Annotated in this window: 19 protein-coding genes; 11 read left to right on the top strand and 8 right to left on the bottom strand. The window is 73.7% G+C overall.

Annotated elements, in window-relative coordinates:
• The first annotated feature begins 41 nt into the window (after positions 1–41).
• The 3 genes from IQ251_RS18175 to purE all read left to right on the top strand — a co-directional run bounded on the left by IQ251_RS18175 (position 42) and on the right by purE (position 2,750).
• Positions 42–869, top strand: a complete 828-nt coding sequence (locus IQ251_RS18175; protein WP_193929981.1) for a hypothetical protein — start codon at positions 42–44, stop codon at positions 867–869.
• A 78-nt stretch (positions 870–947) separates the two neighbouring features.
• On the top strand, positions 948–2,132 hold the full coding sequence (locus IQ251_RS18170; protein WP_193929980.1) for a 5-(carboxyamino)imidazole ribonucleotide synthase: 1,185 nt from the start codon (positions 948–950) through the stop codon (positions 2,130–2,132).
• A 138-nt stretch (positions 2,133–2,270) separates the two neighbouring features.
• Positions 2,271–2,750, top strand: a complete 480-nt coding sequence (gene purE / locus IQ251_RS18165) for a 5-(carboxyamino)imidazole ribonucleotide mutase (RefSeq protein ID WP_193930037.1) — start codon at positions 2,271–2,273, stop codon at positions 2,748–2,750.
• A 7-nt stretch (positions 2,751–2,757) separates the two neighbouring features.
• On the opposite strand, the gene IQ251_RS18160 is transcribed toward purE, so the two are convergent.
• Complete coding sequence (locus IQ251_RS18160; protein ID WP_193929978.1) at positions 2,758–3,540, bottom strand: thioesterase family protein; 783 nt, start codon at positions 3,538–3,540, stop codon at positions 2,758–2,760.
• Positions 3,541–3,659: 119 nt separating this feature from the next.
• Between IQ251_RS18160 and IQ251_RS18155 the strand changes: the two genes are divergently transcribed.
• The gene (locus tag IQ251_RS18155) at positions 3,660–4,109 is read left to right on the top strand and encodes a DoxX family protein (RefSeq protein ID WP_193929976.1); all 450 of its coding nucleotides are present in this window, start codon (positions 3,660–3,662) and stop codon (positions 4,107–4,109) included.
• A gap of 9 nt (positions 4,110–4,118) precedes the next feature.
• On the opposite strand, the gene IQ251_RS18150 is transcribed toward IQ251_RS18155, so the two are convergent.
• Together IQ251_RS18150 and IQ251_RS18145 are read right to left on the bottom strand one after the other, a co-directional pair.
• Positions 4,119–4,826 carry a TIGR03089 family protein gene (locus IQ251_RS18150; protein ID WP_193929974.1) on the bottom strand — a complete coding sequence of 236 codons (708 nt, stop codon included), beginning with the start codon at positions 4,824–4,826 and terminating at the stop codon, positions 4,119–4,121.
• Positions 4,827–4,946: 120 nt separating this feature from the next.
• The gene (locus IQ251_RS18145) at positions 4,947–6,389 is read right to left on the bottom strand and encodes an LCP family protein (protein ID WP_370591488.1); all 1,443 of its coding nucleotides are present in this window, start codon (positions 6,387–6,389) and stop codon (positions 4,947–4,949) included.
• A 678-nt stretch (positions 6,390–7,067) separates the two neighbouring features.
• Between IQ251_RS18145 and rfbB the strand changes: the two genes are divergently transcribed.
• The 3 genes from rfbB to IQ251_RS18130 all read left to right on the top strand — a co-directional run bounded on the left by rfbB (position 7,068) and on the right by IQ251_RS18130 (position 10,007).
• Positions 7,068–8,099, top strand: a complete 1,032-nt coding sequence (gene rfbB, locus IQ251_RS18140) for a dTDP-glucose 4,6-dehydratase (RefSeq protein WP_193929972.1) — start codon at positions 7,068–7,070, stop codon at positions 8,097–8,099.
• Complete coding sequence (gene rfbD / locus IQ251_RS18135; protein ID WP_193929970.1) at positions 8,096–8,995, top strand: dTDP-4-dehydrorhamnose reductase; 900 nt, start codon at positions 8,096–8,098, stop codon at positions 8,993–8,995. Before rfbB ends, rfbD begins: the two co-directional genes overlap by 4 nt.
• 136 nt (positions 8,996–9,131) lie before the next feature.
• Complete coding sequence (locus IQ251_RS18130; protein ID WP_193929968.1) at positions 9,132–10,007, top strand: glycosyltransferase family 2 protein; 876 nt, start codon at positions 9,132–9,134, stop codon at positions 10,005–10,007.
• A 30-nt stretch (positions 10,008–10,037) separates the two neighbouring features.
• On the opposite strand, the gene IQ251_RS18125 is transcribed toward IQ251_RS18130, so the two are convergent.
• A complete protein-coding gene (locus tag IQ251_RS18125; protein WP_193930043.1) occupies positions 10,038–10,343 on the bottom strand; it encodes a hypothetical protein in 306 nt (101 codons plus the stop codon).
• Between the two features lie 157 nt (positions 10,344–10,500).
• Between IQ251_RS18125 and manB the strand changes: the two genes are divergently transcribed.
• Together manB and IQ251_RS18115 are read left to right on the top strand one after the other, a co-directional pair.
• Entirely contained in the window at positions 10,501–11,601 is a 1,101-nt protein-coding gene (manB, locus tag IQ251_RS18120) for a mannose-1-phosphate guanylyltransferase (RefSeq protein WP_193929966.1), read from the top strand.
• 1 nt (position 11,602) lies between these two features.
• Positions 11,603–12,550 (top strand): DNA-3-methyladenine glycosylase family protein, encoded by a 948-nt coding sequence (locus tag IQ251_RS18115; protein WP_193929965.1) that lies wholly within the window; start codon positions 11,603–11,605, stop codon positions 12,548–12,550.
• Here IQ251_RS18115 and IQ251_RS18110 read toward each other — a convergent pair.
• The 4 genes from IQ251_RS18110 to IQ251_RS18095 all read right to left on the bottom strand — a co-directional run bounded on the left by IQ251_RS18110 (position 12,535) and on the right by IQ251_RS18095 (position 16,273).
• Positions 12,535–13,098 (bottom strand): NUDIX hydrolase, encoded by a 564-nt coding sequence (locus IQ251_RS18110; RefSeq protein WP_193929963.1) that lies wholly within the window; start codon positions 13,096–13,098, stop codon positions 12,535–12,537. The two genes, IQ251_RS18115 and IQ251_RS18110, sit on opposite strands and share 16 nt — an antisense overlap.
• Positions 13,095–14,438, bottom strand: a complete 1,344-nt coding sequence (locus tag IQ251_RS18105) for a coenzyme F420-0:L-glutamate ligase (protein WP_193929961.1) — start codon at positions 14,436–14,438, stop codon at positions 13,095–13,097. Before IQ251_RS18105 ends, IQ251_RS18110 begins: the two co-directional genes overlap by 4 nt.
• Complete coding sequence (gene cofD / locus IQ251_RS18100) at positions 14,435–15,433, bottom strand: 2-phospho-L-lactate transferase (protein ID WP_193929959.1); 999 nt, start codon at positions 15,431–15,433, stop codon at positions 14,435–14,437. Before cofD ends, IQ251_RS18105 begins: the two co-directional genes overlap by 4 nt.
• A 75-nt stretch (positions 15,434–15,508) precedes the next feature.
• Complete coding sequence (locus IQ251_RS18095) at positions 15,509–16,273, bottom strand: site-2 protease family protein (RefSeq protein ID WP_193929957.1); 765 nt, start codon at positions 16,271–16,273, stop codon at positions 15,509–15,511.
• Positions 16,274–16,825: 552 nt separating this feature from the next.
• Between IQ251_RS18095 and IQ251_RS18090 the strand changes: the two genes are divergently transcribed.
• Both IQ251_RS18090 and IQ251_RS18085 read left to right on the top strand, forming a co-directional pair.
• On the top strand, positions 16,826–17,056 hold the full coding sequence (locus IQ251_RS18090) for a WhiB family transcriptional regulator (protein ID WP_193930033.1): 231 nt from the start codon (positions 16,826–16,828) through the stop codon (positions 17,054–17,056).
• 54 nt (positions 17,057–17,110) lie between these two features.
• Entirely contained in the window at positions 17,111–20,239 is a 3,129-nt protein-coding gene (locus IQ251_RS18085; protein WP_370591487.1) for a glycosyltransferase, read from the top strand.
• Positions 20,240–20,249: the final 10 nt, after the last annotated feature.

The raw sequence follows: 20,249 nt of genomic DNA, 5'->3' as shown, positions 1-20,249 counted from the left end.
TCATGGACCAGTGCCCGGTGCGTCCCCCTCGCGCAGGATCGATGAAGGGAGGGGCCGTGCGGGACGGTTCGACTGCGTGCGACGGACCCGCTTCCCGGGGTGGCCGCCGGGCGCTGCGGTCGCGCTGGTGGGCGGCGAGCCTGGCCGCGGGCTGGCCGTTCCCGAGCGACTGGGACGCGGAAGCGGTCGAGGAGGTCTGCGCGGCGGTGGTGGCCGGGGAGCAGCTCGCGGACGTGCTGGCGGGGCTGGGCGCGGCCCGCGCCGCAGCCGGGGTGGGCCTGCGGTCCGCGCTGCAGGACGTGGCCGCGCTGCACGCGGTGTCGGCGGACGAGCGAGCCGGTCCCGCGCCGGCCGATCCGGACGGGGTGCCGTCCTGGATGGTGCGGGCGCTGTCGGTCGGCTGGTCCGAGGCGCTGCTGGCGCAGGTGGTGGGCGGCGAGGTCCGGGATCCGCTGACCGGGCTGGCCACCGCCGGGTACCTGGGCGGGCGGCTCGCCGAAGTGCAGCGGGCGGCCCGGGTGCGCGGTCGAGCGGTGTCCGAGTCGCACGCGCTGGTCGTGTTCTCGCTGGACCCGTGCTCCGGGCCGGTCCGCTCGCCGGGCATGGTGCTGGTCGGTGATGTGCTCGGCGCGGTGTTCTGCGGCGGGGAGACCGCGGCGCTGGTGCGGCCGTCCGCGGCGGCGGTCCTCGCGCCGCGGGAACCGGGGCTGCGACCGCGCTGCGAACTCGCCCTGGCGCGGATCCGGCACCGCTTCGCCGCCGACGGATCGCTGGGTGCTGCGCAGGTGACCGCGTGGGAGGCGGAGTTCCCGGCGGATCCGTTCCGGCTGCTGGACCAGCTGGCCCCGGCGACACGCCCGGCCGAGTGAGGATCTGCGTTCCGCGCACCGGTCCGGGCGGGCGACCCTCGCGCTGGAGCGGCGCGCTGCGGAACTTAAGCTGGACGGGTGGACCAGCGCACCGGAACCCCAGTCGTCGGCATGATCGGTGGCGGCCAGTTGGCCCGGATGACCCATCAGGCGGCCGTCCCGCTGGGCCAGTCGCTGAAGGTGCTGGCCACCTCGCCCGAGGATTCGGCGGCCCTGGTGGCGCCGCGGGTCGAGATCGGGCAGCACACGGACCTGGACGCGCTGAAGAACTTCGCGCAGGGCTGCGACGTGCTGACCTTCGACCACGAGCACGTGCCCGGCGACCTGCTCCGCGTGCTGGCCGCGTCCGGCACGTCCGTGCAGCCGGGGCCGGACGCGCTGCTGCACGCGCAGGACAAGCTGGTGATGCGTCGCAAGCTAGCCGAGCTGGGCGTTCCGGTGCCGCCGTTCGCCGAGGTCACCTCGGTCGCTGATGTGCTGGAGTTCGGTGCCGAGCACGGCTGGCCGTGCGTGCTCAAGACCGCCCGCGGCGGTTACGACGGCCGCGGGGTCTGGGTACTGGACGGCCCGGACGAGGCGCGCAGCACCGCCGCCGAGCTGCTGGAGAGCGGGGCCGTGCTGCTCGTGGAGCAGCGGGTGGCGCTGCGCCGGGAGCTCGCCGCCCTGGTGGCCCGGTCGCCGTTCGGCCAGGGAGCCTGCTGGCCGCTGGTGGAGACGGTGCAGCAGGACGGGATCTGCGTGCAGACCCTCGCGCCCGCGCCGGACGCCTCGGCGGACCTGATCCGGCAGGCGCAGGACATGGCGCTGCAGATCGCCGATGCGCTGGACGTGACCGGCGTGCTGGCGGTGGAGCTGTTCGAGACCGCCTCCGGCCTGGTGGTCAACGAACTGGCGATGCGCCCGCACAACTCCGGGCACTGGACGATCGACGGCTCGCGCACGTCGCAGTTCGAGCAGCACCTGCGCGCGGTGCTGGACTACCCGCTGGGCAGCACCGAGCCGACGGCGCCCGCGGTGGTGATGGGCAACGTGATCGGTGCGCCGGAGACACCGGCGATGAGCGTGGACGAGCGGCTGCACCACCTGTTCGCCCGCTATCCGCACGCGAAGGTGCACCTCTACGGCAAGGGCGAGCGGCCGGGCCGCAAGCTCGGCCACGTCAACCTGCTCGGCGACCGGATGGACGAGATCCGCGAGCAGGCCCGGTTGGCCGCGCATTGGCTGTCGCACGCCGAGTGGGCGGACGGCCACGAGATCCACTAGGGGCGGGTTCCGGGCTGGCGCGGGTCGAGCTGGCCGGCGAAGACGGATACTTCCGAGCCCCGGGGCATTCCCGGGCTCGCGCGTCGATCGCGAGGAGGAGCACAGGTGACGGACGGACACCCGCTGGTCGGCGTGATCATGGGCAGCGATTCGGACTGGCCGGTCATGGAGGCGGCCGGTCAGGCGCTCACCGAGTTCGACGTGCCGTGGGAGGTCGGCGTCTACTCGGCGCACCGGACCCCGCAGCGGATGCTGGACTACGCGGCGCGCGCCGCCGAGCGCGGGATCCGGGTGGTCATCGCCGGTGCCGGGGGCGCCGCCCACCTGCCCGGGATGGTCGCCGCGTCGACCGTGCTGCCGGTGATCGGTGTTCCGGTGCCGCTCAAGTACCTGGACGGCATGGACTCGCTGCTGTCGATCGTGCAGATGCCCGCCGGGGTTCCGGTCGCGACGGTGTCCGTGGGCGGTGCGCGCAACGCGGGGCTGCTGGCGGTGCGCACGCTGTCGGCCGATAGCGGCGAGCTCGGCACGCGGCTGCGCGCGGCGATGAGCTCGTTTCAGGCCGAGCTGGAGTCCTCGGTCCTGGCCAAGCACGAGCACCTCCGCGGCCAGGTCTAGCGCCGGATCAGCCGAACTGGCTGACCACGACCGCTTCACCCGCGGTGCCGATGGGGCCGCGCCGGTCGTGCAGCCGGGAGCGCACGACCCCGATCCCGGTGGGCTGCAGGTCACGCTCGATCTCCAGGCCGAGCCACTCGCCTTCCAGCTCGCGGTGCAGGTACAGCGTGATGTCGGTGTTGATCCACGGGCCGAAGATCTCGCCGAGCGGGCTGGCCGCGCTGATGCAGTCGACCAGCACCGCCACATGCGCCAGCGGGCTGATCGACTCACCGGCCAGCAGCGGCAGCGGCATCCGCAGCCACACCCGGCTGGTCGGCCCGGATACCTGGTCGTCGACCCAGCGCGCCTGCACGATGTCGTGCACGCCTTCGCGCAGTTCAAGCTCCGGCGGGATCAGGCGCCCGTCCGCGACGTCGTCGGGGCCGGCGAATTGTGGGACCGGTCCGGCTTCCGGGCCGTCCACGTTCGTGCGGGCGACCAGTTGGCCGACCGCGCGGGTGACGACGTGGTCGCCCGTGCTGAGCACGGCTTCCCAGACCTTGACCCGCTTGCCGGTGCGCAGCGGCCGGGTGCTGATGGTCAGCGGGACGCGCGGTACCGGGCGCATCAGGTCCACGGTCAGCCGCGCCGTGAACAGGTCCGGATCCCCGGCGGCGCGTTCCAAGGCCCTGGCCAGCAGCCCGGCCACCGGTCCGCCGCCGGTCAGCTCGCCCCAGGGATTGCCGGCCGAGTCGGTGGGCAGGAAGGTCTCGCCGTCCTGCACGAACAGAGCGTCGTCATCCAGCACGGCAGTATGTTACCCGCGGGTAGGTCAGGTCGCGGCGTAATGCACCTCACGTGCGGGGTAAATAGTTGAAGGTTCACGTAAAGTGGGCGCTGCCGTTCTCCCGACCCGAGAGGTCCCCGATGTCCGAGAAGCTCCCGATGCCGCAGCTGCGCGAGCTGACGCTGCTGCTCGCCCGCGTGGTGATCGGCGCCACCTTCCTGGCGCACGCCTACCAGAAACTCGTCACCAATGGAATGGGCGCCACCGCAACCGGTTTCGCGGAGATGGGCATTCCGCTGCCCACCGCCGCCGCGTGGTTCGCGATGCTGGTCGAGGGCCTCGGTGGCATCGCGCTGGTGCTCGGTGCGCTGCTGCCGGTGGCCGGTGTGCTGCTGGCCGCGGTGATGCTCGGCGCCTGGGCGATCGCGCACACCGGTGCGGGTTTCTACGTCACCGACGGCGGTTTCGAGTACGTGCTGGTGCTGGCGGTGGTGAGCCTCGCGCTCGGGTTCAGCTCCCCGCGCTACGCGCTGGACACCGCGCTGCTGTCCGGCAACCGGTCCCGCGTGGCCGAACCGCAGCAGGTGTGACCCCGCGGATCACGCGCCGAGCTCCCGGGTGATCTTCTCCGCCTCGCGGCGCGCGGGCAGCTGCGCCGGGTCCGGGTTCGCGCACTGCACCAGGTGTGCCCCGGCGGCCAGCACCGCCAGCAGGCCGTCCACCGCGCCGCGGGGCAGGTCCCAGTCCGCTGTGGACAGAACACGGTCCGCCGCGGTGAGCTCCAGCTCCTGCGCGCGGGTCCGCGCCCGCTGCACCACCTCGTCGACCGAGCCGTCGAGCAGGGCGGGATCCGTTCCGGAAACCGGTGCCAGCGGGTGGAACTCATCGCCGTGCACCCGGATGTCCGAGACGTAGTCCACGGCGTCGGCGGGCAGGTCGCGCACCGGGGCGCCCAGCGCGTCCAGACCGACCACGGCGGTGGTGAACGCCCCCGGTGCGGCGGGTCGGTCGGCGGGCACGAAGGCCACCTCGGCGCCCTGCGGATCGTCGACCACGTGCGCCCCGCACCACCAGGAGCCCAGCAGCACGCCGACCGTCTGCCAGTGCGCGGGCAGCGCGACCGAGACCCGGGTGCCCGGTTCCAGGTCGTGCTCGTCGACCAGCCAGTTGGCGGTCTTGGCGGCCCAGTTCGCCGCGGTGGCGCGGGACAGTTCGATCCGCGCACCGGTCGCGTCGTCGTAGTACGTGATCAGCGGCTTGGCGGACGCATTCAGCAGCGGCCCGAGCAGTGCCTGCGTGACGGTCATGCGCCGAGCCTACGGCCCGGGACCGCGTGCGCCCGGCCCCGGGCGCGGCGGAACGTCAGTTGACGCAGGGGATCTCGCCGTCGGCGACGATCGGTTCGTCCTGCGGACCCCGACGGTGGATCAGTTCACGCACGGGATGCCGTCGGCGGTGAAGCGCTCGGATTCCGCATCGGTGGACTGCATCGGTGCCGGGGACGGCCCCTGCAGCGCACCCGGCCCCTGCTGGGCACCGTCCAGCTGCACGCCCTGCTGCGGGGCGAAGCTCTGCGCACCCGGCCCCTGGTAGTCCTCCCCGAGGTAGACCTCGGCGCTGCCCGCGGTCAGGTTCGGGCTCTCCTCGGCGGGCAGGCCGCCCAGCGCGGTGGCCAGGTCCTGGCCCGCCTGCTGCTGACCGGGGGCGTAGTAAACGACGGAGTTCGTGGCCTCGGCGTTCTCGCTGCCGCCCGCGGTGAAGCCCTGCGTGGACAGCTCGTCGAGCACGTTCGCGGCCAGCCCGCTGACCCCGGAGGCGTTGTAGACGCTGACCGTGGTCTGCGCGCGGGCCTGCTCGGCGGCCTCGCGCTGCTGCTCCTTCTGCTGCCGTTCGGCGGGCGGGAGCAGCAGGTCCTCGGCGAACTGGTGCATTTCCGGGATGTTCAGCGTCACGTCCTCTTCGCCGGACTCGCCGACCAGGTGCACCGGGGCGCCGACGAACTCCACGTCGCCACCGGCCACACCCTGCATCTGCTCCGCGAACTCCAGGATGTTGCCCGCGAGGTCCTCGTCCAGGGTCACCGACTTCTGGATCGAGTCGATCAGCGCGGAGAGCTTCGCCGGGTTGGCCAGCGTGCCGGAGGACAGGATCTTCTGCGACAGGCCGGTCATGAACACCTGCTGGCGCACACCGCGTTCCAGCTCGTTCACCAGGCCCTTGCGCTGCCGGACGAACGCCAACGCGTCGGTGCCCTGGACGGTCTGCCTTCCGGCCTGGAAGTCCGCGCCGGACGCGTCGTCCTGGGTGGGCTCGTTCAGGCACACCTCGACACCGCCCACCGCATTGGTGACCTCGTAGAAGCCGAGCAGGTTGACCTCGGCGAAGTGGTCGATGGTGACCCCGGACATCTTCTCCAGCGTCTGCACCAGCAGCTGGCGGCCCGCGTCCTGGGACTCCTCCTCCAGCTTGGCGTCGTCGGTCTCGCCGGACTCCTCCATTTCGGCGCGCTTTTCGGCCTTGCCCGCGTTAAGCGTCTCGGTGAGCTTGGTCTCGCCCATACCCATGTCCAGGTCGACGAGCGTGTCGCGGGGGAAGGAGATCGCACTGGCGCTCTTGCCGTCGTTGGGGATGCGCACCAGGATCATCGCGTCGGTGAGGTCGCCGCCCTCGTCGTCGCTGGCGCCCAGCTTCTCCAGGACCTCCGGCGGCAGCGGGTTGCCCTGCGCGTCGGTGCGCGAGTCGTTGCCGATCAGCAGGATGTCGGTGGCGCCGTCCGGCGCGTTGAGCCCGCCACCGAGCACGCTGCCGGACGTGGAGCTGCCCTCGAACCCGCGCAGCATCGCCCAGCCGTAGCCCGTGGTGCTCAGCACGATCACCGACAGCAGGGCGACCAGGGTGCGGCCGAGGTAGCGGCCGCGGCGCCCGCTGCGGCGGCGCGCCCAGGTGTCGTCCTGCGGAGGTTCCGGTGCGGCGCCCGGCGTTCTGGCCGCGGAACGGCCGGATGCGCCGGCGCCCTGCGCGGTTGCCCGCTTGCTCTGCCGGTCCGGACTCCGGTGCTCGCCGCCGCGCGGCTCGTTCTCCCGGGCGGGCTCGCCGCCGCGGGGGGCGTTGCCGGACGGGGGCTGCTGGCCGCGCCCGCTCGGCGGAGGTGCGCCACCTGGGCGCCCTGCGGGACGCGGCGGTTGCGGAGGGTTCGGGCCGCCGGCCGGTGGCCGCGGCGTGTTGCCGGGGCCACGCGGCGGGACCGGTCTACCGGGCTGCCCCCGGCCGTTACCTGGCCTCGGCCGTTCCTCCACGCCGGATCCTCCTTGGGCGTTTTGCGAGCGTTACACGGTTGTCCAGTGATATTGGTCCTGTCCCGGGAGGCTAGCGGTGATCCTCTGCGGCCGGGTCAGGTCCCTGCGTAAGTGGTGACTTCACTCATACGAGTGAAGCAGTGCGGTTACTCTCAGTTGTCACAGGAGGGCTGACCGAGCTCGTCCGACTCGTGGCAGACTGCCGTGTGCCCGGACGCGGGTGCGCGGACCATCTCGGCGGGAGCGGCCACGATGCGGATTCTGGTAACGGGTGGGGCCGGGTTCATCGGCTCGCACTACGTGCGGCGACTGCTCGCCGGAGCCTACCCGGGCTTCGCCGACGCGAAGGTGGTCGTGCTGGACAAGCTCACCTACGCGGGCAGCCGGGAGAACCTCGATCCGGTCGCCGCCGATCCGCGGCTGGAGTTCGTGCACGGCGACATCTGCGACCGCGACCTGCTCGCCCGCTCGATGGGCGGGGTGGACGTGGTGCTGCACTTCGCCGCCGAAACGCACGTGGACCGGTCGATCGAGGGGTCCGACGCCTTCGTGATGACCAACCTCGTCGGCACCGACGCTCTGCTGCGCGCGGCCCTGGACGCCGGGGTCGGCAGGTTCGTGCACGTGTCCACCGACGAGGTCTACGGCTCCATCGACACCGGGTCCTGGCCCGAGGAGCACGCGCTGGAACCGAATTCGCCGTACTCCGCGGCCAAAGCGGGCTCGGACCTGCTGGCCCGCGCCTACCACCGCACGCACGGGCTGCCGGTGTGCATCACCCGCTGCTCGAACAACTACGGTCCGTACCAGTACCCGGAGAAGATGCTGCCGCGGTTCATCACGAACCTGCTCGACGACCGGCCCGTCCCGCTCTACGGCGACGGCGGCAACGTGCGCGACTGGTTGCACGTCGACGACCACTGCCGCGCCGTGCAGCTGGTCGCCGAATCCGGCACCCCCGGCGAGGTCTACAACATCGGCGGCGGTACCGAGCTCACCAACCGGGAGCTCACCGAACACCTGCTCCGCGTGTTCGGGCTGGACTGGTCCGCGGTGCAGCCGGTCGCCGACCGGAAGGGGCACGACCGCCGCTATTCGGTCGATCACACCAAGATCGTCCGCGAGCTCGGCTACGCGCCCGCCGTCGACTTCGCCGAGGGACTGGCCGCGACCGTGGACTGGTACCGACAGAACCGCTCCTGGTGGGAACCGTTGAAACGGGCCGCCGAAAGTCCTGCCGACACCGCGGGAAGCCCTGCCGACACCGCGGGAGGCGCGCGGTGAAGCGGCTGGCGGTGCTCGTCCCCGGCGGACGTGGCCAGCTGGGCGCCGAACTCGCCCGCGTGCTGCGCGGTGTCCCCGGCGCGCTGGTGCACGCACCCGGTTCCGGGGAGCTCGACGTCACCGATGGCGAGGTGGTCGGCGACGCGGTCAGCTCGTTCACCGCATCGGCCAAGGACGCCGGCCTGCGCCCGGTGGTCGTCAACGCGGCCGCGTTCACCGCCGTCGACGCCGCGGAGGAGGACCAGCGGCAGGCCGAGCGGATCAACACCACCGGTGCTGCGCAGGTCGCCGCGGCCTGCCGGGACAGCGGTGCCGGTCTGGTGCACGTGTCCACCGACTACGTCTTCCCCGGTGACGCCGACCGCCCGTACGAGCCCACCGACGAGACCGGCCCGAAGACCGCCTACGGCCGGACCAAGCTGGACGGTGAGCACGCGGTGCTGGACTCCGGTGCCCGGGCCTGGGTGGTGCGCACCGCCTGGGTCTACAGCGCGGGCGGGCAGAACTTCGTGCGCACCATGCTCCGGCTCGCCGCCGAGCGGGAGACCCTGTCCGTGGTGGACGACCAGGTCGGCACGCCCACCTGGGCCGCCGACCTCGCGCGCGGACTGCTCGAACTGGCCGGGCAGATCGCCCGCAGGCACGGTCCCGACCAGCGCGTCCTGCACTGCACCAACACCGGCAGTGCCAGCTGGTTCGAGCTCGCCCGCGCGGTGTTCGCCGGCAGCGGCCTGGACGAGGAGCGGGTGCAGCCGTGCAGCAGCGCCCAGTTCCCGCGCCCCGCACCGCGCCCCGGCTACTCGGTGCTGTCCGACCGGGCCTGGCGGGAAGCCGGGCTCACCCCGCTGCGCCCCTGGCGCGAAGCGCTCGGCGTGGCACTGCACGAGTTCCGCTGACCCGGCGGCGCACCCGTCCGCTATCCGGTAGGCGCGCACCGTCTCCGCGGCGCACCGGCTCCAGGTGAACTCCACCGATGATCACCGCCGGTCCCCGGCGGAGGGCGCGCGGCGGCGTTCGGCACAATCGGCGGACGTGACCGAGCCGCGCACCTACGGCGACGAGATCGCCGTCGTCATCGTGACCTACTCCCCGGGCGAGACGCTGCAGGAGTTCCTGCGCACGCTGGACGACGCCACCGAACGCGGGGTGCGGGTCGTGCTGGCGGACAACGGATCCACCGACGGCGCACCGGAGCGCGCCGCGGCCGAGCACGACAACGTGCAGCTGGTGCCCACCGGCGGCAACCTCGGCTACGGCGGCGGGGCCAACCGCGGTGTGGCCGAGCTGGGCGGCGAGTACGGCTGGGTGGTGGTCGCCAACGCCGATCTGCAATGGCGCCCGGGCAGCCTGGACGAACTGCTGGCCGCAGCCCAGCGTTGGCCGCGCGGCGGTGCGTTCGGTCCGCTGATCCGCGAACCGGACGGGGAGATCTACCCCTCGGCGCGGCTGTTGCCGTCGCTGGGCCGCGGGACGGGCCACGCGCTGCTGAGCAAGGTGTGGGCGTCGAACCCGTTCTCCCGCGCCTACCGCCAGTCCGAGGCCGCGATCACCGAGCGAGCGGCGGGCTGGCTGTCCGGATCCTGCCTGCTGCTGCGCCGCGAGGCGTTCGACTCGGTGGACGGGTTCGACCCGCGGTACTTCATGTACTTCGAGGACGTCGACCTGGGCGATCGGCTCGGCCGGGCGGGCTGGCTCAACGTGTACGTGCCCTCCGCGGAGATCATGCACATCGGCGGGCACGCGACCTCGGGTTCCTCGGAGCGGATGCTGCACGAGCACCACCGCAGCGCCTACCGCTACCTGGCCGACCGGCATCCGGGCGCCGCCTGGGCTCCGCTGCGCGCGGGACTGCGCGCCGCGCTGGAAGTCCGCGCCCGAGCCGAGGTCCGCGCGGGTCGGCGGAACTGAGGCGTCCTTCGACCGGGCGCGCGGAACGTCTCACTCGCCGGGGTTGAGCCGGGAGCCCAGTGGGCCGGAGCCGTCGAACCCGTAATTGCCCTCGAAGCCGTAGTCTTCGGTCGGCCAGCCGCCCAGGACGGGCTCCGGACCGTGCTGCGCGCCGCCGGGGACCGGGAAGGTGTCGGTGGGCGGGGTCGTCTCCTCGGACCCGGCGATCATCTCGCGCGGTATGCGCACGGTGCTGGCGGCGTCCATGGGCGAGGTGGCGTTGTCCGGGGTGACGACGAACGCACCGCGTGCCCGCGCGCGAGCAAGTGCCTCGTCGGCTCGATGACGCGGGTCCATAGGGATGCCCTCTCAAGTCCTTCGGCGATTTCGCGGGTGGGCGTGCGACGGCGCGAACCGGGAACCCGTTGTCCATTATGCCGGTGCACCTGCCACAGTATTCCCCCCAATGGGTTCTCGTCCCGGAAGTCCGTCAGGTAGAGGAGGCGCACCGCCCATGACCGCCGATCCGCAGCCTCCGCCCGCGCCGGTGCGCGGGGCCGAGGCGGTCGTCCTCGTCGGGGGGCGCGGAGTCCGGTTGCGCCCGCTGACCCTGTCGGCGCCCAAGCCGATGCTGCCCACCGCGGGCGTGCCGTTCCTGAGCCACCTGCTCTCCCGGATCCGCGCCGCCGGGATCGAGCACGTGGTGCTCGGCACCTCCTACAAGTCCGAAGTCTTCGCCGAGCACTTCGGCGACGGAGCGGACCTGGGCCTGGAGATCGAGTACGTGGTGGAGGACGAGCCGCTGGACACCGCCGGCGCGATCCGCAACGTGGCCGACCGGCTGCGCGAACCGGACGTGCTCGTGTTCAACGGCGACATCCTGTGCGGGGTGGATCTGCCGGAGTTGGTGCGCACCCACCGCGACGCTGCCGCCGACGTCACGCTGCACCTGGTGCGGGTCGCCGACCCGCGCAGCTTCGGCTGCGTGCCCACCGATGCCGACGGGCGGGTGACCGCGTTCCTGGAGAAGACCGACGATCCGCCGGTCGACCAGATCAACGCGGGCTGCTACGTGTTCCGGCGCGAGGTGATCGAGGACATTCCCGCAGGGCGGCCGGTTTCGGTGGAGCGGGAGACCTTCCCCGGCCTGCTGGCCTCCGGGGCGCGCCTGCAGGGTTACGTGGACGAGTCGTACTGGCTGGACCTGGGCACCCCGGCGGCGTTCGTGCGCGGCAGCGCCGATCTCGTGCGCGGGATCGCCCCGTCCGATGCGCTGCCCGGTGCGCCCGGCGAATCATTGCTGCTGCCCGGGGCGCGGGTGGACGCGGACGCCGTCGTCGACGGCGGGAGTACCGTCGGTGCCGGTTCCGTCGTCGAGGCCGGGGCCGCCGTGCACGGCTCGACGCTCTTCGACGCGGCTCGCGTCGCCGGCGAAGCCGTGGTGGAGCGCAGCGTGCTCGGGGCCGGCGCCGAGGTCGGCGCGGGCGCGGTGCTGCGCGGCGCCGTCATCGGGGACGGTGCGCGCATCGGCGCCGGATGTGAACTGCTGGACGGAGCGCGCGTGTGGCCGGGTGTCGAGCTGCCGCCGGGAGGGGTGCGGTTCTCCGCTGACTGAGATGACCGGGGGCGTCCCGAACGAGGGGACCGTCCCGACCGAGGACGGGCTGTCCCGCACGTGGACACCGCCCGGGCCGCTGGACCTGGGCGCCGTGCTGGCACCGCTGCGCCGGGGCACCGGCGACCCGACGTGGCACGTCGGTGACCGCGGTGCGCTGTGGTGGGCCAGCACCACCCGCACCGGACCGGCGTCGCTGCGGGTGTCCGCCCGCGGCGGGCAGGTGCGCGCGCACGCCTGGGGACCCGGTGCCCACCTGGTGCTGGACGGCCTGCCCGCGCTGCTCGGGGCGGCCGACGACCCGTCCGGATTCCAGCCGGCGCACGACATCGTCGCCCGCGGGCAGCGCGCCTGCCGCGCGGTCCCGCAGGGGGCCTGCGGGCGGGTGTGGGACGTGCTGGTCGCCGCGGTGCTGGAGCAGAAGGTCACCAACCGCGAGGCCTGGCGCTCCTGGCGCCAGCTGTGCCACCGGTTCGGCAGCACCGCCCCGGGGCCGGTGCCGCAGGGCCTGCGGGTACCGCCGGACGCCCAGCAGCTGCGCGCCGTGCGCGATTGGGAGTGGCACCGGGCGGGTGTGGACGGCGCCCGCAGGCGCACCCTGCTGGCCGCGGCCTCGGTGGCCGGCCGGCTGGAGCGCGCCGTGCAGCTCGGCGGCACCGACGGGTGCGCCCTGCTGCAGCACGTGCCCGGTATCGGCCCGTGGACCGCGGCCGAGGTGGCCCAGCGGGCGTGGGGTGATCCGGACGCGGTCAGCGTCGGGGACTACCACCTGCCCACCATCGTCGGGCTCGCGCTGACCGGCGGATCGCTGGACGACGCGGGCATGCTCGACGTGCTGCAGCCCTACACCGGGCACCGGCACCGCGCCGTGCGCTACCTCAAGGCCGCGGGGGCGAGCCGGCCGCGCTACGGGCCGCGGATGCCGGCCCGCGACTACCGGTCGATCTGAGCGGCGGCCAGCGCGGCGGCCACCGGTTCGCGCAGGTCGGAGTCCGCGGGTAGGTCCCGCACCGGCCACCAGCGCAGATCGTCGGACTCGGCGCTGCGCACCGCGGTCGCCCCGCGCGGAGCGCGCACCGCGTACCGGACGTCGAAGTGCCGGGTCGGACTACCCAGCGAACAGGTGATGCCGTGCACGTCCAGGTGCACCGGATCCGGGACGATCTCCAGCCCCGCGATGCCGGACTCCTCGGTGGCCTCGCGCAGCGCGGCACCGGCCAGCGAGGAGTCCTCGGGTTCGCAGTGCCCGCCGAGCTGCAGCCAGGCCCCGACCCGCGGATGCAGGGTCAGCAACACGTGCTCGGCGTCCGCGTCCAGCACGATCGCCGAGGCGGTCAGGTGCCCGGGCGCGCAGGAGCGCGAGCACGCGTCCGCCCGCGCGGCCAGCAGCGCGCCGAACGCTTCGCGCAGCGCCTGCTGCTGCCGGTCCGCGGGCCGCCAGCCGGACAGCACCCGCTGCGCATCGCCGTGCAGATCGACGCCGGACGGGGCGCTCACAGCTCCACCAGCCCGTCGGCGAGGTCCCGAGGTTCGCGCGGGCCGGACGCGGCCTGCACCGGGTGGCCGACGGCCACCGCGCCCAGCGGTTCCCAGTTCGCGGGCAGGTCCAGTTCGGTGCGCACCACGTCGGGGCAGAACAGCGTGGAGGAGACCCAGCAGGAGCCGAGCTCTTCGGTGGCCAGCGCCACGAGCAGGCCCTGCACCGCCGCCCCGCCCGCGACGGTGAACATGGTCCGCTCGGCCGCGCTGCGCCGCGCATCCGGGTAGTCGTGCGCCCCGTCGAGCACGAGGAACGGCAGCAGCACCTCGGGGGCCGCGTAGAGCAGCCCGCCGCGCTCGGTGCGGCGCTGGGCGGCCTGCTCGGACATACCGTCGGCGCGCAGGTCCTCCAGCCACGCGGTGCGCATCGCATCCAGCAGCTTCGTCCGAAGTGGACGGTCACGCAGCCGGACGAAGCGCACCGGCCGGGTGTGGTGCGGCGCGGGCGCGGTCAGCGCGGTCCCGACCGCCCGGCGCAGCGCCTCCGGATCCACCGGGTCCGCGGTGAACTCGCGCACCGAGCGGCGCAGCAGCACCGCCTCGCGCCGACCGCGGTCCAGCGCTTCCTCGGTGCCCAGGTAGAACAGGTCCTCGTCGACGGTGCGCACCAGGTCGCGGGCTGTGCTGCCGTCGTCCTCGCCAGGCAGCCCGCGCAGCACGGCGACCGGCGTCGAACCGAGCTTGCCCTTCACCAGGTCGCCGGCCGCGGCGATCTCGTCGGCGACCGCGATCTCGGTGACCGCCAGCTCGTTGCCCTGCGCGTCCACCGCTCCCGCGTAGCCGTGCAGCACGCTCGTACCGGCGGCGCCGATGGCCACGTCGGTCTGACCCATCCGCCACGCGCGGCCCATCGTGTCGGTCACCAGCACCGCCACCCGAATCCCGAGGAGCTCGGCCAGCCCGGCCCGCAGCCGTTCCGCCGAGGCGTCCGGATCCTCCGGCAGCAGCCCGATCTGGTCCTGCGGCACGTTGGACGCGTCCACCCCGGACGCGGCCTGCACGATGCCGAGCTTGTTCTGCGTGATCAGCGTGCGCCCCTTGCGGGCCAGCACCTCGGTGGCCTCGGACAGCACCAGCTGCCTGCGCAGCGTGTCCCGCTGCTCGGGATCGGCGGGGGCGGTGACCATCCGTCCCTCCACCTTGGACACGATCTTGCTGGTCACCACGACGACGTCCCCGTCGGCCAGCCACGGCGCGGCCTCGGCCAGGGCGGCGGCCAGGTCGTCACCGTCCCGGAATTCGGGCAGTCCCCGCACGGCGAACAGCTGCAGGTCGCCCGCGGCGGCGTGGTCGGTCACGGTCGCACCCCCGCGAGGTCGAACGCGGCGCGCACCATGTCGGCGGTCGCGTCCACATCGGACATCAGCAGCGGGACGTCGCGCACCTGCACGCCCGGCACCTCGGCGGTGTCGCCGGTGTGCACCAGCCACCCGTCCAGCAGGCCCTCCGGATCCGTCGACCGCGCGCCGTAGTGCTTGCCCACCGCCTCGGCCGTGGTGTCCACCCCGATCGCGGACAGGCACTTGTCGGCCATCCCGCGCAGCGGCCGGTCGCCGATGATCGGTGACACCCCGATCACCGGTGCCGGGGCCTCGCGCAGTGCGCCGGTGAACCCGGGCACCGCCAGCAGCGTCCCGATGCTGACCACCGGGTTCGACGGGGCGATGAGCACGATGTCGGCCTGCGCCAACGCGTCCAGCACCGCGGGGGTCGGTTTCGCCTCGTCCGCACCGACCGGGGCGATGGCCCGCGCGTCCGGTTCCGCGCCGTAGCGCACCCACCACTCCTGGAAGTGCACCGCACGCTGCTCCGCCAGCTCGGGGTCCTCGATCGCCACGTGCGTCTCGACCCGCTCATCGGTCACCGGCAGCAGCTGTGCGCCCGGGCGCCACCGGTCGCACAGCGCCTCGGTGACGGCGGTGAGCGGATACCCGGCGCGCAGCATGCGGGAGCGGATCAGGTGCGTGGCGATGTCCCGGTCGCCGAGCCCGAACCAGCCGGGTTCCGCGCCGTAGGCGGCCAGCTCCTCCTTGACCGACCAGGTCTCGTCGAGCCGTCCCCAGCCCTTCGCCTCGTCGATGCCCCCGCCGAGCGTGTACATGCAGGTGTCCAGGTCGGGGCACACCCGCAACCCGTGCAGCCACACGTCATCGCCGGTGTTGACGACGGCGGTCACCTCGTGCTCACCGGACCCGTCCGCGGGCTCGCCGCGCGCGGGCAGACCCAGCGCTGTCTTCGCACCCAGCAGGAACCGGGCGCCACCGACCCCGCCGACCAGAACTACGACCTTCACGTGTTCGATCCTCGCACGCCCGCTACCCGCCGGGGCAGGCGTACCTGGCCCTGGGCGGGAGCGGTGCGGTGCGGCTCACAGCCAGAAGCGGAACATGCTCATCCCGAGGCTGGCGTGCAGCGGATCTCCGCCGACCAGCCCGAACACGCCGTAGGCGATGCCGAAGAAGCCCTGGGTGATGAACGACAGCCCGAGCTGCGGCGACAGGAACAGCACGCCGACCAGCACCAGCGGGGCCCACGGGCGCGCCCGGCGCCCGAAGTCCTGCGCCTGTCGGGACAGCCACGGCTCGATCACCCCGTACCCGTCCAGCCCGGGGATGGGCAGGATGTTCAGCACGAACGCGATCACCTGCAGGAAAGCCAGGTAGGACAGCCCGGCCGCCAACGCCATCGGCAGGTTCGCGACGCTCACCACCAGCGCCAGCAGCAGTCCCAGCACGAGATTGGTCAGCGGTCCGGCCGCCGAGACGAGCGAGCGGGTGCGCCGCGAGCGCAGCGCGTGCTGGTCGATCCAGACCGCGCCGCCGGGCAGCGGGATCCCGCCCAGCACGACGAACAGCAGCGGCAACACCAGGCTCAGCGCGGGGTCGGTGTAGCGCCGCGGGTCCAGCGTCAGGTAGCCCTTCGCGCGCACCGAGCGGTCGCCGCCGCGGAAGGCGGTGACCGCGTGGCCGAACTCGTGCAGGCACAGCGACGTGGCCCAGCCACCGATCACGATGAGCACGACTCCGGCGATGCGCGCCGGTTGGGGCTCCAACGTGGCGAGCACGCAACCCAGCGCGGTCGCGCCGACCAGGGACAAGAACAGCGGGCTCACCCGCGTCGCAGCAGTCGTCACGTTCCCCAGTGTCCATGGTCCTTCGCGCGGCGAGGTCGGCTGCGGGGTGGTATGCATTGATCATGAGCTCGTACCGCCACAAGGAGCACGCCGGTGCGCTGAACGTGCGCCCGGCGCGGGACCGGTTGGCGGCGGGTCGCGAATTGTCCCTCTACGGAAGGTCTCCGCTTGACCGCAAGGAGCTACACAGGTGTAATCACAGCGATGTCATTCGCTGCCCGGAGCGCTCGCCAGGTGCGCGGTCGGTGCGCGCGATCCCCGTGGTCGCCGGTCGGGTCCGGGAGTTCCGGCTGAGATATCGGTCGATCGGATCCTCCGCGGGCTGAAGCGGAAATCCGTTCGGCGACGGCCGTTTGCCGTCGATGCGCGCTCGGTGCGGCGACGACGCGAACCGAGCGCGGCCAGGAGTGCATCCTGTTCCGGTCCTGGGGAGGGCCGGTGGGAACGGGAGAATCGGGGGAAAAACGAATGTGGGAGTCAGGAGAGGACCGCTTTTCGGGGCGTGGGGACGCCGCCGTCGCGGAAATCGACGTCCTGTCCGAGTTGTTCGAAATGGGCGACGAGGAGCAGGAATGGCAGGAGCGCGCATTGTGCGCGCAAACCGATCCGGAAGCGTTCTTCCCGGAAAAGGGCGGTTCCACGCGGGAAGCCAAGCGCATCTGCGCGGGGTGCGAAGTCCGCTCCGAGTGCCTGGAGTACGCGCTGGAGCACGACGAGCGCTTCGGCATCTGGGGTGGACTTTCCGAGCGGGAGCGGCGCAAGCTCAAGCGGCGCGCGGGCTGAAGCGCGCTCGGATCCGCGCGCTGCCGCTGCGCGGGGTCCGGGCCCGGATCGCGCGTGCACTACCGTCCGGTGTGCGACGACGCGATCTTGGAGGGCGTTTTGGCCGCGACCGCCTCGGTTCTGGCCGTGCTGGTCTGCGCTGACGAGCACACCCGATTACGGCAGGCGCTGGATGCGCTGCGCGGGTCGGCCGCGGGTCCCGCGCGGGTCCTGGCCGTGCGCACCGGGGAATCGGCCGAGACCGCGCGGCTGCTCGACGAGGCGGTCGCCGAGGAGCTCGTCGACGAGGTGCTCACCGCATCGGGACCGGTCACGGCGGCGGTCAGCGAGGCGATCGCCGCCGCGACCCGGGAAGAGGAGGTCCGCGAGGAGTGGCTGTGGCTGCTCACCGCGGACACCGCCCCGGAATCGGGGTGCCTCGGCGAACTTCTCGCCGCCGCCGAGCGGGAACCGGACGCCGCTGCGATCGGACCGCTCGTGCTGGACGCGGCGGACCCGCGGTTCGTGCTCGACGCCGGACTGTCCATCGACCGCGGCGGCCGGGTGCGCACCGGCGCCTCTCCGTCCGAAGTGGACCCCGTGCTGCTGCGCGGGCAGGAGTCCCCGGACACCGAACTGCTGGCCGTGGCATCCGCCGGGGTGCTGCTGCGCCGCGAGGTCTACGAACGCATCGGCGGGCACGATCCCGCGCTGCGCGGCGACGCGGCCGATGTCGATCTCGGCTGGCGGATCAACGCTGACGGCAACGCCGTGCTGCTCGCCCCGCGCGCCCGCGCGCAACGCAGCGCCCGGGCGGACGGCAGCCGCCCGCGCACCCGGCGCTCCGACGGTGCCCGCACCCTGCTGCTCGACGTCCCGGCACGCGTCCTCCCGCTGGCCGCGCTGCGGCTGCTGCTGTCGGCCCTGCTGCGTGCGCCCGGATTCCTGCTGGCCCGCAGGCCTGCCGATGCGGCTGCGGAAGCAGCCCTGCTCGTCACCCTGCTGCGCGGCGGATTCGGACTGCGCCCGGGCCGGGCCGCCCGGTCCACCGCGATCCCGGAGCGCCGACCGGTGCGCGGTCTGCTGGTCGGCCCGCTCGACCGGCTGCGGTGGACGCGCAGGCGGATCTTCGAACGGTTCGCCGCGGCACGCGCGCGCCGCGATCCGGCACTGCTGGACCCGGTGCCGGAAACCGCGCTCGCACCCGACACGCAGGTACCGGCCCACCGCCGGCGCGGGGTCCCGTCGCTGCGACGGCCCGGGGATCCGGTCGTCGTGCTGGCCGATCCCGGCCGACCGGCACCCGGCCCGCGGGAGGGCGCGCGCGAACCGCGGCTGGTCCGCGCGGGCGCGCGCCGGCTGCTGCGCGGCCTGCTGGTCGATCCACCCGCCGTGCTGCTCGTGGTGCTGCTGGTGTTCGGCGTGCTCACCTGCGGGGGCTGGTTCCTGGAGGTGCTGCGCGGTGGCACCCCGCAGGGCGGGCGGCTGCTGCCCATCGGCGATCTGGTCGAGACCTGGGGCAGCTACCTCGCCGCCTGGCATCCGGCAGGCGGCGGCGCGGCATCCCCGGCCACACCCGGGCTGCTGGTGTTCGGCCTGCTCGGCGCGGTGCTCGGTGGCCCGCCCGCCGCGGTGGGACTGCTGGTGCTGCTGGCGGTGCCGCTCGCCGGACTCAGCGCGTATCTGGCGACGCGGCCGCTGGGCGGTGGCCGGGTCCGCCGATCGCTGGTCGCCGGTGCGTACGCGCTGCTGCCCGCCGCAGCGCTGTCGGCCGGGCAGGGACGCCTGGACGTGGTCGTCGTGCACGTGCTGCTGCCGGTCCTGCTGGCCGGGATCGCCCGGGTGCTGCGGCGGACCCGCGCCGGCGGGCTGTGGCTCGGCCCGGCATGCCTGACCGCCCTGGGTCTGGCGCTGCTCGGCGCGTTCGCCCCGCTGGCGCACGTGGTGCTGGTGGTGCTCATGCTCGGCGCGTTCGTGGCGGTGCCCGGTCGGGAGGACCGGTTCCGCCGCCGGATCGCGGGCCTGGCCGTGCTCGTGCTGCTCCCGGTCGCCTGCCTGCTGCCCTGGCCGCTGGTCGTGCTGGAACAGCCGCGGCTGCTGCTGCACGGACCGGGAGCGTCCGCGGTGGAGCCCGCAGCCGGTGGTTGGCCGCTGCTGCTGAGCCCGGACGGGTCGGTGCCCGCACTCCTCGGCGGTCTGCTGCTGATCGCTGCCCTCGTCGCCGCCGTTCGCGGACCGCTGCGTCCCCAGCTGCCCGGTCTGGCCCTGGCCGCCGCGGGCATCGCGCTGGCCCTGCTGGTGGCCGCGATCCCGGTGGAGCCGCTCGCCGGCGGTCCCGCCAGTGCGGCGTGGACCGGAACGCCGCTGGTGCTGGCAGCGACCGGCTGCTGCTGGGCACTGCTGGCCACCCGACCGGTGCAAGCTCGGTGGGGCAGGGCCGCAGCCGCGGGAGTGCTCGCGGTCCTCGCCGCAGCCGCGGGAACCGCCGCGCTCACCGGCCCGCTGCACGCAGCCCCGCAACCGGAGCTGCCCGGCTCGGTGCTGGCCCTCGACCAGCACCCGCCGCGGCTCGGCGACGGTGCCGCCGGGCGGTTCGGCGACGACGACCTCGTCCCGGCCCCGGGCGCTGCGCAGTGGGTCCGCGGGGTCGCGAGCGATCTGACCTCAGCCGACGACGGGCGGGTGCTCGCCGGCGTGCGCGCGGCAACTGCGCGCGGGGTGGAGTTCCTCCGCGTCCCGGACGGCTTCAACCTGCCCGAACGGGCCCGCGAGCTGGTGCGGGAACGGCCGGGCGGGGTCCTGCAGCTGCCGGACGGCGCGGCCCGCGTGCAGCTGCTCGGACCCGATCTGACCCGCCAGGCGCGCACCGGACACGCTCCGCCCCCGCAGGCGGCACCGCTCCCCGTCGACGCGCTGCCCCCGGATGTGACGGTGCGGGTGACCGCGGGCGGCGAGGGGCGCGCCCTCGTGCTGGGCGCCCAGCAGCAGCCGGGCTGGTACGCGCTGGTGGACGGCCGGCCGGTCGGACTCGCCGACGCGTGGGGCAACCAGGTCGCGGTCCCGCTGCCGGAACGCGCCGCGGAGGTGCGCATCGGCTACGCGGAGGGCCCGCGGACCGCGCTGCTGGCCGTGCAAGCCGGTGCGCTGCTGTTCGCGGTCGTCGGGGCGCTGCCGCCCGCACGGCGCAGCACGGGTTCCCGATGAGGCCGGGTCA

The organism is Saccharopolyspora montiporae (genome assembly GCF_015209505.1).
Classification (GTDB): Bacteria; Actinomycetota; Actinomycetes; order Mycobacteriales; family Pseudonocardiaceae; genus Saccharopolyspora; species Saccharopolyspora montiporae.
This window is presented reverse-complemented; position numbering and strand designations above follow the sequence as displayed.

What these genes read in the sequence shown, in the direction of transcription:
- IQ251_RS18115 (WP_193929965.1), top strand. Translation starts at nt 11,603, where the DNA reads ATGACCGGGGGCGTCCCGAACGAGGGGACCGTCCCGACCGAGGACGGG.
- IQ251_RS18090 (WP_193930033.1), top strand. Translation starts at nt 16,826, where the DNA reads ATGGGCGACGAGGAGCAGGAATGGCAGGAGCGCGCATTGTGCGCGCAA.
- IQ251_RS18150 (WP_193929974.1), bottom strand. Translation starts at nt 4,826, where the DNA reads ATGACCGTCACGCAGGCACTGCTCGGGCCGCTGCTGAATGCGTCCGCC.
- IQ251_RS18175 (WP_193929981.1), top strand. Translation starts at nt 42, where the DNA reads ATGAAGGGAGGGGCCGTGCGGGACGGTTCGACTGCGTGCGACGGACCC.
- purE (WP_193930037.1), top strand. Translation starts at nt 2,271, where the DNA reads ATGGGCAGCGATTCGGACTGGCCGGTCATGGAGGCGGCCGGTCAGGCG.
- rfbB (WP_193929972.1), top strand. Translation starts at nt 7,068, where the DNA reads ATGCGGATTCTGGTAACGGGTGGGGCCGGGTTCATCGGCTCGCACTAC.
- IQ251_RS18155 (WP_193929976.1), top strand. Translation starts at nt 3,660, where the DNA reads ATGTCCGAGAAGCTCCCGATGCCGCAGCTGCGCGAGCTGACGCTGCTG.
- IQ251_RS18125 (WP_193930043.1), bottom strand. Translation starts at nt 10,343, where the DNA reads ATGGACCCGCGTCATCGAGCCGACGAGGCACTTGCTCGCGCGCGGGCA.
- manB (WP_193929966.1), top strand. Translation starts at nt 10,501, where the DNA reads ATGACCGCCGATCCGCAGCCTCCGCCCGCGCCGGTGCGCGGGGCCGAG.